General features: G+C 73.4%; 12 protein-coding genes. 6 read left to right on the top strand and 6 right to left on the bottom strand.

What is annotated here, in order from left to right:
- Positions 1-351, top strand: a 351-nt coding sequence (locus tag ABZW17_RS05390) for a MarR family transcriptional regulator (protein ID WP_354809886.1), incomplete at its 5' end; no start/stop codon positions are given.
- Positions 352-734: 383 nt separating this feature from the next.
- On the opposite strand, the gene ABZW17_RS05385 is transcribed toward ABZW17_RS05390, so the two are convergent.
- Complete coding sequence (locus ABZW17_RS05385; RefSeq protein WP_354809884.1) at positions 735-1,013, bottom strand: hypothetical protein; 279 nt, start codon at positions 1,011-1,013, stop codon at positions 735-737.
- Positions 1,014-1,356: 343 nt separating this feature from the next.
- Between ABZW17_RS05385 and ABZW17_RS05380 the strand changes: the two genes are divergently transcribed.
- Positions 1,357-2,988, top strand: a complete 1,632-nt coding sequence (locus ABZW17_RS05380) for a hypothetical protein (RefSeq protein ID WP_354809882.1) — start codon at positions 1,357-1,359, stop codon at positions 2,986-2,988.
- The gene (locus ABZW17_RS05375; protein WP_354809880.1) at positions 2,988-3,314 is read left to right on the top strand and encodes a hypothetical protein; all 327 of its coding nucleotides are present in this window, start codon (positions 2,988-2,990) and stop codon (positions 3,312-3,314) included. Before ABZW17_RS05380 ends, ABZW17_RS05375 begins: the two co-directional genes overlap by 1 nt.
- Here the strand turns inward: ABZW17_RS05375 and ABZW17_RS05370 are convergent.
- Positions 3,311-4,144, bottom strand: a complete 834-nt coding sequence (locus ABZW17_RS05370; RefSeq protein WP_354809878.1) for an alpha/beta hydrolase — start codon at positions 4,142-4,144, stop codon at positions 3,311-3,313. The two genes, ABZW17_RS05375 and ABZW17_RS05370, sit on opposite strands and share 4 nt — an antisense overlap.
- Before the next feature lie 73 nt (positions 4,145-4,217).
- Between ABZW17_RS05370 and ABZW17_RS05365 the strand changes: the two genes are divergently transcribed.
- Complete coding sequence (locus ABZW17_RS05365; protein WP_354809876.1) at positions 4,218-4,997, top strand: enoyl-CoA hydratase-related protein; 780 nt, start codon at positions 4,218-4,220, stop codon at positions 4,995-4,997.
- Positions 4,998-5,000: 3 nt separating this feature from the next.
- Here ABZW17_RS05365 and ABZW17_RS05360 read toward each other — a convergent pair whose 3' ends face one another.
- The 3 genes from ABZW17_RS05360 to ABZW17_RS05350 form a co-directional block, all read right to left on the bottom strand.
- Positions 5,001-5,564 (bottom strand): hypothetical protein, encoded by a 564-nt coding sequence (locus ABZW17_RS05360; protein ID WP_354809874.1) that lies wholly within the window; start codon positions 5,562-5,564, stop codon positions 5,001-5,003.
- 95 nt (positions 5,565-5,659) lie between these two features.
- The gene (locus ABZW17_RS05355; RefSeq protein WP_354809872.1) at positions 5,660-6,478 is read right to left on the bottom strand and encodes a hypothetical protein; all 819 of its coding nucleotides are present in this window, start codon (positions 6,476-6,478) and stop codon (positions 5,660-5,662) included.
- Between the two features lie 143 nt (positions 6,479-6,621).
- A complete protein-coding gene (locus ABZW17_RS05350; RefSeq protein WP_354809870.1) occupies positions 6,622-7,497 on the bottom strand; it encodes a peptidylprolyl isomerase in 876 nt (291 codons plus the stop codon).
- A 148-nt stretch (positions 7,498-7,645) separates the two neighbouring features.
- Between ABZW17_RS05350 and ABZW17_RS05345 the strand changes: the two genes are divergently transcribed.
- Together ABZW17_RS05345 and ABZW17_RS05340 are read left to right on the top strand one after the other, a co-directional pair.
- On the top strand, positions 7,646-8,218 hold the full coding sequence (locus tag ABZW17_RS05345; RefSeq protein WP_354809868.1) for an MBL fold metallo-hydrolase: 573 nt from the start codon (positions 7,646-7,648) through the stop codon (positions 8,216-8,218).
- Entirely contained in the window at positions 8,215-8,844 is a 630-nt protein-coding gene (locus ABZW17_RS05340) for a hypothetical protein (RefSeq protein WP_354809866.1), read from the top strand. Before ABZW17_RS05345 ends, ABZW17_RS05340 begins: the two co-directional genes overlap by 4 nt.
- Here the strand turns inward: ABZW17_RS05340 and ABZW17_RS05335 are convergent.
- A complete protein-coding gene (locus ABZW17_RS05335; protein WP_354809864.1) occupies positions 8,831-10,534 on the bottom strand; it encodes a YibE/F family protein in 1,704 nt (567 codons plus the stop codon). The genes ABZW17_RS05340 and ABZW17_RS05335 overlap by 14 nt on opposite strands.
- Positions 10,535-10,558: the final 24 nt, after the last annotated feature.

Here is a 10,558-nt window from a genome sequence, read left to right as displayed (position 1 = left end):
CCCGGGGGGCTCCCGCGCCCGGGGGCATCCTCTCACCCGGTTTTCGGGGTGGTGCGGCCGCGGCGCCGGCGGCGGGGGGCGGCCGCGCCCCCCCCCGCGCTCGGCTGGGAGAAGAGCCGCGTCGCGCACCTGCTGACGCGGATGGAGAACCGCGGCCTGGTGGCGCGGACCGAGGACGGCGCCACCGGCCGGCGCACCGGGATCGAGCTGACCGGCGAAGGCCGTCGCACGGCGGAGAGCGCCGTCCGGGCCCACGGCGCGAACATCCGCCGCCTCGTTCTCGACCGGCTCGCACCCGAGCAGACGGCGGCCATCCGGGCCTGGAGCGAGCAGCTGCTCGAGCGAAGCTAGAACAGGGCCGCGACCAGGGCGAACAGCGGCGGCACCGCCTGCGCGCGGGCGGCCGAGGGCGAGCAGGTCGGAGGCGCCGGTGCACCAGCACGGCCACCCCGGCGAAGACCTGCGCCACGGCGTTCACGGTGTCACCCCGATGCCCGTGGCGACCACGCCAGGAACGCCGCGACGGGGCCGCCATCCCGGAAAAGCGGGATACCGGGGCACCGCGGGCGGCGCATCCTGCGCCCATGTGGGACGGCCGGGCCGAGACGTCGCCGCGCTCGCGGCGGCGGGCCTGGGCGTCGCCGAGTTGCACGCCGCCGCCATCGAGCTGGTCGAGCGGGTCGGGCCCGCGGACCTCGCCTGCTGGGCGTCGCTGGATCCGGACACCGGGGTGATCAGCTCGATGACCAGCGGCCGGGCCCGCATTCCCGGCGCGTACGAGCCGCTCTGGCGGCGGCGACGCGGGTGGCCGTGCGCACCCGGAGCGCGGGGGAGCGGGCGGAACCGGCGATCGTGGTGGCCGGCCCCGACGGCACGCCGCGGACGCCCACCGCGGCCGCCGCGAAGTGGCGGTCCGAAGTGGACGAAATCGCGCCGGGCCGGTTCGCGGTGCTGCTGCGGGCGGTGGTGACCGGGGCCCGTGGCGCGCCCGCGGTGGCTGGATCGTCCTGCACGCCGGCAGCTTGGTGGCCGGCGAGGACTGCTGGGCGTGCTGCTCGCCGCCCACAGGCTGACCGCCCGGGAACGCGACGTCCGCCGAGGTGCCGGCCGGAAGGTCCACTGTGGACATCGCGGCCCGGCTCGCCATCTCCGCGCACACGGTGCAGGACCACCTGAAGTCGAGGTGGGCGTCCGCAGCCGGGGCGGATTGACCGCGAAGCTGCTCGTCTGAGGCGTTGTGCGCCGGAAACCCGAATTGCGGTCCCGCATTCCGCGGCCTGCATGATACGGTCCGCAACTTGCGGGGGAGCGGGCTGTCCGGCCATCGCGGTCCTCCGTCCGACGGAGGGGGCCGGCATGTCCGACGACACCACCCGCTACCTGTGCGCCGCGTCCTACCTCGATCCCGGCTACGGCAAGCGGGCGATCACCGAATTCCTCGTCGAACCGACCCGGCCGGTCCCGCCGTCGCCGGGCCTCGACGCCGGCCGGGTGCTCACCGAAGCCGTCCGGGCGCGGGCGCGGAAGAAGAACCACGACGGGCTGATCGTCGTGCTGCTGGCCGTCATCGTCGCGCTGATGTGGGACAACCCGCTGCTCTACGGCTGGATCGTGCTGTCGGTGCTGCTCGTCGCCGCGCGGACGGGGAAGCACGCCGCCACGCCGGAGAAACCGTTCACCACCAAGACCCTGGTCGTGCTCGGCGTCGTGCTGGTGGTCGCCGTGGTGCTGCTGGTGAACGCGGACGAGCTCTTCGGCACCCGGTCGTCCCGGTACTACGACGACTACATCGTCGAAACCGAGCCGCCGGGCGGCGACACCGCCCGCAGCGTCATCGGCGTCCTGCTCGCCGTGGTCGCGCTCGTCGCCGTGACGATCGAACGCTGGAACCTGCTGACCACCCGCTTCCGGCGCTTCGCCGCGCCCACGCCCGACGGCGGCCGCCTCAGCGGGCTGCTGACCGAAGACTTCCGCGACCAGCTCGTCCGCTACCGCGAGGACGAAGTCCCCGCCGGCGCCCCGCTGGTGGTGTACCGGGGCTACAACCCGTTCGTGGGCGCCGGGTTCCGGCGGGACGCGTGGTCCATGGCCATCCCGCTGGAGCGGCTGGAAGACGGCGAAGGCCGGCCGGAGCTGACCACCGAGGCGTTGTACGAAGGGATCCGCGCGGCGGTCGCGAACCTGCGCACCGCGAAGGCGCTGTCGCCGGACCACCGGCTCGGCGGGCTCACCGTGACCGAGGGCGTGTTCACCCCGGCCGCCGAGCTCATCGACCACCTGGGGGAGCCGGAGGCCGAGGCGTACCTGCCGGACATCGAGCGCCCGCCGCTCACCCGGCTCACCGCGGACGAGGTCGCCCTGCTCCGGAGCGAGCCGAAGGAATGGGCGCGCTACTACCTGTGCTTCCAGGTCGAAACCTGGGACCGCGACCTGGTCCTCACGACGTTCCTGCACGTCGCGGTGGACGACACGACGCTGTACGTCGAGTGGACGCCGTTCGTGCTGCCGCCGATCCGGGCCGAGTACCGCGTGGTGGACAAGATGCGGCCGGACTCGCTGCGCCCGCTCGGCCAGGGCGTGCTGGCCTGGCTGGAGCTGCCGGCGAGCCTGCCGGGCCGGATCGCCCACCTCGCTTCGTGGATCCGGCAGCCGAAGCGCGAGCCCGGCGTCCTCGACCCGGACCGCTACGGCGCCGCGAACACCCTGCGGGAACTGGCGTCGGTCAACCTGTTCGCCGACTACTTCCAGCTCGTCGACACGGCGCGGTACGAGAAGATCATCGAAAGCCGCCTCCTGCCCGCGGTCCGGAAGCTCCTCGATGACGCGGGGTTCTCGACGGCCAAGTTCGACGAGCAGGCGGCGGTCGTGATCACCAACGACATCACCATCGGCGGCGACAACCGCGCCCCGATCACCCAGACCGGGCAACAGAGCCGGCGCCCGCAGCCGCCCGCGGCACCGGGCCGCCCGGCCAGGACGGAGACCTGATGGGACACCGGATCACGAACAAGGTCAGCATCGGCGGCGACAACTCCGGCGACATCACCCAGACCGGCATCGCCGGCGACGTCGCCTCGTTGCTGGCCCTGATCGATCGCCTCGCCGCCGAGGTGCGCGGCCAGGACCTGCCCAAGCAGGAGGTGCTGGCCGACACGCTGACCGACCTGGCGGCCGACCTGCGCGCGGGCGACGCCGCGGAACCGGCGGTGGTGCGCAGCCGCTGGGAGAAGGTCAAGGGACTGCTGGGCGGGGTGGTCCAGTTCTCCGAACTGGTCGCCAAGATCTCCGACCAGGTGCAGAAGATCTTCGGCTAGAGGACCTTCCGCAGCAGCGCGTTGACCTCCTCCGGCCGTTCCATCGACGGCAGGTGCCCGGTGTCGGCCAGCTCGACGAGTTCCGCGTGCGGCAACGATTCCGCCAGGTGCGCCGACAGCTCGACCAGCCCGCGCGCGTCCGCCGTCCCGATCACCACCCACGCGGGTGTGGTGATTTCGGCGAGGCGGTGCCGGGTGTCCGGGATCCGCTCCGTCCACTGTGGAGCCGTCCAGTCGTGCCGGTACACCTGCTCGCACATTTCCCGCACCAGCGCCACCATTTCCGCCGGCAGCACGGAAACGTCCCGGCCGGGACCGGCGACCATGTACCGGATGTTGGCCTCCGCCATGGCCCGCACGTCCGCCGGGTCGACGTCGCCCTCGCGGGCGCGGTAGCGGGCCAAGCGGTCGCCGGGGAGGATCTCGGCGGTCAGGTCCGCGATGTCCGCCTGCATGTGGTCCGGCCAGGTGTGCCCGGTGAGCCCGGACCCGAGCAGCACCAGCCGGGTGATCCGCTCCGGCGCGGCCAGGGCGGCGTCCAGCGCGCACGCCCCGCCCATCGACGCCCCGACCAGCGCGGCCTGCTCGATCCCCCGGGCGTCGAGCAGGGCCAGCAGGTCCTCGTAGTGGGCGTGTTCGCCGGTTTCCCCGCCCGTTTCGCCGAACCCGCGGCGGTCGTAGCGGATCACCCGGTGGCCGGCGGCGAGCTCGGCGAACTGCGCGTCCCACATCCGGCGGTCGCCGATGGCGGCGTGCAGCAGCACGACCGCGGGCCCCTCTCCCGCTTCGTCGTAGCCGAACGCCGTCCCGTTCACCTCGATCGTCGCCATGGCCCCAAGCTAGCGGCACGACCGTGTCACACACCCCGGGTTTCGCTGAGGGCGAGAAGCTAAGGTGCGGTTCATGACCGACGGATTCACCTTGACGCGCGAAGGCGAAGTCGCCCGCCTGACGCTGACCCGGCCGGAAAAAATGAACGCCATCACCTACGGCATGTGGTCGGCGGTCCCGGACGTCGTGGCCGAGGTGGAAGCCGACCCCGCGCTGAAGGTGCTGGTGATCGCGGGCGCCGGGGCGCACTTCTCGGCGGGCGCCGACATCAGCGAGTTCGGGGAACTGCGCACCACGGCGGACGGCGCGGCGAGCTACGACAAGGCCGTCGCGGGCGCGGTCGCGGCCCTCACGGCGATGCGGAAGCCGTCGGTCGCGATGATCCAGGGCAACTGCATCGGCGGCGGCTGCCAGGTCTCGGTCGCCTGCGACTTCCGGTTCGCCGCCGAGGGGTCCCGGTTCGGCATCACCCCGGCGAAGCTCGGCATCGTCTACGACTTCGACTCGACGCGCCAGCTCGTGTCGCTCGTCGGCCCGGCGCACGCCAAGTACTTCCTGCTCTCCGGCGAGCTGATCACCGCTGGCCGCGCCCGCGAAATCGGGCTGCTCAACGACGTCTTCCCGGCCGGCGACCTCGAAGCCTCGACACTGGCGTTCGTCTCGACGCTGTGCTCGCGTTCCCAGGCGTCGATCCGCGGGATGAACCGGATCATCGAGAAGATCGTCGCCGGGCAGGAGGCGCCGGACGCCGAGGTCGAGGAGATCCGCTCGGACGCCCTGCACGGCGAGGACTACGCGGAGGGCGTCGCCGCGTTCCTCGAGCGGCGCCCGCCGCGGTTCACCTTCCGCTGACCCTCAGTTCTCCAGGTACGCGTGGAAGTGCTCGGCCACGACGTCGGTGACCCCGGCGGGGTCGAGCCGCCCGTCGATCTCGATGACGCGGATGCCGAGGTCCCGCGCCGCGTGCACGGCGTGGGCGGCGAGCATCCGGTCGCGCGTCAGCCGGGTCCGCTGCACCGGGATCGCCGGTTCGTCCGGCCGGTGCCGGAGCTGGTGCTGGCGGAACAGCTCGGTCGGCACCAGCACCACCATCCGGCCGGGCGAATCCACCAGCGGCGCGACCAGCTCCGGCCGCAGGCCCCGGCCTTCGGCGACGATCGGCCGCGGTGACGTCAGCGCACGCAGGTCGTCGAGGGCGCAGCGGAAGCGGTGCCCGAACTCGGCCATCATCGCGGTCAGCTGGTCGCCCACCGGGAGGTCGTCGGGCAGCGGGGTGCCCGGCCGGGCCCGGTCGTCGTGGTGGTAGGTCGTCAGGCCGTGCCGCTCGGCCAGCAGCCGGGCGACGGTGGACTTCCCGGTCCACGGGGCGCCGCCGATCCACAGCGCCTTCTGGAGGGTGCCGAACGGATCCCAGGTCATGAGACGACTATCGCGGTCGCGGCGGCCCGAAGGCCAGCGTTCCGCCGCCGGTTGATCCGTTCAGCGCAGAGTGACCCGGCACGCACGCCCCGGGGTCACGGCGCTTCGCGCTCGCCGTCGACCACGAGCACGGTGGAGCTGTCCGCGAACTCCGGTTCCGGGCCGATCCGGAAGTGGAACCGCGAGCCCGGCCGGACCGCGGCGATCACCTGGTGCTCGGCCGTGTCGAGCACGATGATCGCCAGCTCGGTGGTGACGGGCTCGGGCAGCAGGACGACGTCCGGACGCGGTTCCGGGACCACGATCGGCAGCGGCAGGGTCCCGCTGACCGAGCCGGACCCGAAGTCCTCGTCGCCGCCCGCCGGTTCGAACGGGGCCGGCGGGAGCAGCTGCGGGCGCCGCCGCCACCACAGCCCGGCGAGCAGGCCGGTCAGCAGGCCCCCGGTGCCGCTGACGGCCGAAGCCACCCCGACGCCGAGGCCGGACGGTGCTTCGACGGCCGCGGGTTTCGCCGCGGGCGCGGCGGCCGGCGGGGGCGGGGACGACGGCAGGGGACCGAACCGCACGCCCGGCTCCGGGACGGCGTCGTCGGGCAGCTGGAGTACCTGACCGGGCTCGATCGCGGTGGGATCGGTGAACGGCGTCCCGTCCGGCCGCAGCCGGCCCTGGTTCAGCCGGAAGATCTCCGGGAACCGCTGCCCGTCGCCCAGGGCGCGTTCGGCGATCTTGAACAGCGTGATGTCGTCCGGGTTGTCGGCGTGCGGCACGATGTAGTACTTCACCGGCGACGGCGGCGGATCGCCCTGCGCGAGCGCCGGTCCACCGGCGAGCACGGCGAAGAGGATGCCGGCGCAGCCCGCCTGGCCGGCCCGTCCGAGGACGCGGCGCACCGCGGGGACCCGGTTCTCGACCATGTCGGCACCTCTCCCCGGCTGCCCTCGGCGGGTCGCCGGTGTTGCCCCTTTACACGGGGCCGGCGCGGACGCGGTTCAGATCTTGCCCGGGAGCAGCACGAAGCCCGCCAGGCGGGCCTGGCGGGCTTCGTGGACGTGCTTTGCTAGGAGACCGTGACGCCGGTGAACTTGACCTGCTTGGTCGGCGCTCCGGTGCCGTCCTGCGGGTTCGGGTTCGCGATGCCCGCCTTCGCCACCGCGTCGAGTACCTTCAGGCCCTCGTCGCTGATGCTGCCGAACACCGAGTAGTCCGCCGGGAGGCTGTCGGCGGTGCCGTAGACCATGAAGAACTGGCTGCCACCGGAGTTCGGGGCCTGCGTCTTCGCCATCGCGAGGATGCCGCGGCCGTACTTGATCTCCGGGAACGCCTCGTCCGGCATCGTGTAGCCCGGGCCGCCCTGACCGTCCTGGGTCGGGTCGCCGGTGGCCGACGGGTCACCGCACTGCAGCATCTGCAGGCCGTCGGTGCCGAGCCGGTGGCACATGGTGTCGTTGTAGAAGTTCTGCTTCGCCAGGCTGATGAAGCTCTGCACCGCGCACGGCGCCAGCGCCCGGTCGAGCGTCAGCGGGATGTCGCCCGCCGTGCTCTTCAGCGTCACGTTGACCGTGCCGGTCGACGGGACGTTCTTGCCGTCGGGCACGTTCACCTTCTTCGGCGCCTTGCCCGTCGTGTCGGCCTTGAAGTCGCACGTCGTCGGGTTCGGCAGCGCCTTCGCCCGCTTCGGCAGCGCGGTGCGCTGCGTCGGGATCTGGAGGTCGGTGGGCGGCGGCGCGGCCGAAGACGACGACGCCGCCGTGTCGGTGCCGTTGCCGCTGTTCGCGCTCACGATCCACACCACGACACCGGCGACGACGAGGACGGCCACGCCGACTACACCAGCCCCGATCATCCGACGTCGCTTCTGCTGCTCCAATCGGCGCTCGAGCTGACGCTCGAGCTTGCGCTTCGCAGCTTCGCGGCGCTGCTGGTTGGTCGCCACCCCGTACCCTCCAGGTTTCCGCTCGTCTCACACGTTTGAGGTAGCGGCAGTGTATGGGCACAGCCTGTGAGGACCATGTACAGGGCCCGCTAGTCTCAACCCGATCGTGATCGGCGCCGTCCGGCGCGGATGTCCGGGGAGGCGTTCGGTGCTCGTCGTCGGGTTCGGCAGCGGCCCGCTGCAGGCCAACTGCTACCTGCTGGCGGCGGCCGCCGGCGGGCCGTGCGTGGTCGTGGATCCGGGGCAGGAGGTGGCCGCGCCGCTGGCCGCCGCGCTCGCCGAACACCGGCTGGTCCCGGCGGCGTTGCTGGCCACCCACGGGCACCCGGACCACGTCGCTTCGGCCGCTTCGCTGTCGGCCGAGCACGGCGTCCCGCTGCACCTGCACCCGGCCGACGCGCCGCTGTACGACGGCGGCAGCGTGCCCCTGGCGCCGGGCGCGTACGCGGGCCTGGACGTCGATGTCCGCCACGTCCCGGGTCACACCCCGGGATCGGTGGTGCTCGCGCTGGAGACGCCCGAAGGCGGGCGGCTCGCGCTGACCGGCGACACGCTGTTCGCCGGCTCGGTCGGGCGCGGGGACGTGGGGGAGGCGCTGCGGAGCCTGCTGGCGGCGTTCCCGGACGACACGGTGGTGCTGCCGGGCCACGGCCCGGCGACGACGATCGGCCGGGAACGCGCGGGCAACCCGTTCCTGGCCGGGACGGGGGTGGGACGGTGACCGAGCGCGTCGCGCTGTTCGAGGAGGACCCGCGCGGCCGCCGTCGCCGCGGGATCTCGGGCCTGATCGGCGTGGTGATCGTCGCGGCGGCGTTCGGCGGGATCGCCGGCCTGATCGGCGGCACGGTGACCGGCCTGGTCGTCGCGCTGGTGATCGCGCTGCCCCTGCTGTACGTGATGGCGGTCAGCATCCGCCGCCGCGTCTGGCTGGAGGGCTCGACGCTGCTCGTGCGCACGTGGGGCCTGCGCCGGGTCGACCTGGTGACGGCGACCCGCCTCGACCTCGTCGTCGGCGACGTCCGGGGCAGCCGCACGGTCAGCCTGCTGGTGAACGCGGGCCAGCGGGGCAAGGTGGCGAAGGTCGACCTCGCGGTGTTCTCCGGCACGGGCGGGCGCGAGCTGGGCATCCTGCAGCTGCGGAAGCTGGCGAACGCGCTGATGAACAACACCGAGGCGAACGGCCTGGTGTTCGGCGAGCTGCTGGTGGCCGAGCTGAAGGCGGAGGCCCGCGGCGCGGGCGTGGCCGAGCGGCCGCTCTACCGGCTGGCGTCGGTGGCGCCGTCGGGCAAGTACGTCCAGCGCTTCACGATGGAGGCCGTCAGCCGGTTCGTGGCTACGCTGGACTGAGCTTCCCGGTGGCGAGGTGCCCCGCGGGCTCACGGGAGGCGATCAGGGCGGCCAGGACGGTCGTCACCGGCACCGCTGCGACGATGCCGACGCTGCCCGCGAGCGTCCGGATGATCTCCTGCGCGATGTCCTCGCTGCCGAGCAGCGCCCCGAGCCCGACGCCGGAGATCGACGAGTACAGCAGCACCGGCAGCGCGGCCCCGGCGTAGGCCATCACGAGCGTGTTGACCGCCGAGCCGACGTGGTCGCGCCCGATCCGCAGGCCCGAGTGGTACAGCTCGCGCCAGGTCAGGTCCGGGTTGGCGCGGCGGAGTTCCCAGACCGCGCTGGTCTGCGTGACGGTCACGTCGTCGAGCACGCCCAGCGCGCCGATCACGACGCCGGCGAGCAGCAGCCCGCGGGCGTCGATGCCGTGGCCGAGCGAGCCGATCAGCGTCGAGGTGCTGTCGTCGAGGCCGGTCAGCGAGGCCGCGGCGGAGAAGATCGCGGAGAGGACGCCGATGAGCGCGAGGCTGACGAGCGTGCCGAGCACGGCGGCGGACGTCCTCGCGGACAGCCCGTGGGTCAGGTAGAGCGCGATGAACATGATCGCGCCCGCCCCGGCGATGGCCACCACCAGGGGATTCTCACCGGCGAGGATGGCCGGGAGGATGAACAGCGCGATGACGACGAAGGACAGCCCGAGCGCGACGAGCGCGGCGATGCCCTGCCACCGCCCGAGCACCAGCACCGCGACGGCGAAGAGCGCGGCCAGCACGAGCAGCGGGGTCCCGCGCTGGAAGTCGACGAGCTGGAAACTGGCCGGATCCCCGGCGTTCCCGCCGTTGTAGGCGAGCACGACGGCGTCCCCGGCGGCGAACCGCGGGGTGCTGGGCTCGATCGGCACGGTCAGCTTCAGCGGCTTCCCGGCGGCGGGGCCGTCGGTCATGGCGAGGTCGACGGTCAGGCAGGGTTTCGCGTTCGGGTCGGACTGGTCCCCGACCTGCACCTGCCCTTGGGCGAGGCAGGGCCCGGTGGCGGTGGTGCGGATGTCGGCGTGCACCGGCGTGCCCTGCGGGACGACGCTGGTGGGGGAGGCCTTGCCCCAGGGGTAGAGGACGACCATGCCGACGACGGTGGCGAGGGCGAGCGGGGCGAGCAGCCAGATCAGGAGGAGCCGCACCCGGCGCGAGGCCGGGGCGGCGGGGCCGTGGCCGTGTCCATGGCCGTGGCCGTGCCCGGTTTCCGGGGCGGCCGGGGTCTTGCGCTGGACGCGCTGAGGTCCGGTGTCGCCGCGACGGGCCGCGCGGTCGGCTTGGGTGGGAGCGCCCCGGCGGCCTGTGCGGTCGCCTTCGGTGGGGACTGGTTGGGGTCCCGTGTCTCCCCGGCGGCCTGTGCGGTCGCCTTCGGTGGCCGGCTGCGGGCCGGTGTCGCCGCGGCGGGGGCGGGTGCCGTCGGCCGGAACCCGCTGCTGTGCGGTGTCGGCCCGGCGAGCTCCGTTCGTCCCGGCCGGGACCCGCTGGGGCCCGGTGTCCGTGCGGCGGCGAGCCGGGTCGGCCGTGCGGCGGGTGCCCTCGGCCGGGGCGCGGCGGGCGGGTTTCCGGGGCGTACCCGGCGTTCCGGACGTCCCGTGGCCCGGCGAAAGGGACACCTCGTCCGTGATCCGGCGGATCGGGCCGGTTTCGTCGTCGTCGAGGTCAGGACGGTCCACCCGCACATCCTGACAGCGGGTTTC

Source organism: Amycolatopsis sp. NPDC004625, assembly GCF_040609695.1.
In the GTDB taxonomy this organism is placed as follows: domain Bacteria; phylum Actinomycetota; class Actinomycetes; order Mycobacteriales; family Pseudonocardiaceae; genus Amycolatopsis.
The sequence above is the reverse complement of the archived record's forward strand: the minus strand, read 5'-3'. Positions and strand labels throughout refer to the sequence as shown.

What these genes read in the sequence shown, in the direction of transcription:
- ABZW17_RS05380 (WP_354809882.1), top strand. Translation starts at nt 1,357, where the DNA reads ATGTCCGACGACACCACCCGCTACCTGTGCGCCGCGTCCTACCTCGAT.
- ABZW17_RS05375 (WP_354809880.1), top strand. Translation starts at nt 2,988, where the DNA reads ATGGGACACCGGATCACGAACAAGGTCAGCATCGGCGGCGACAACTCC.
- ABZW17_RS05370 (WP_354809878.1), bottom strand. Translation starts at nt 4,144, where the DNA reads ATGGCGACGATCGAGGTGAACGGGACGGCGTTCGGCTACGACGAAGCG.
- ABZW17_RS05365 (WP_354809876.1), top strand. Translation starts at nt 4,218, where the DNA reads ATGACCGACGGATTCACCTTGACGCGCGAAGGCGAAGTCGCCCGCCTG.
- ABZW17_RS05360 (WP_354809874.1), bottom strand. Translation starts at nt 5,564, where the DNA reads ATGACCTGGGATCCGTTCGGCACCCTCCAGAAGGCGCTGTGGATCGGC.
- ABZW17_RS05355 (WP_354809872.1), bottom strand. Translation starts at nt 6,478, where the DNA reads ATGGTCGAGAACCGGGTCCCCGCGGTGCGCCGCGTCCTCGGACGGGCC.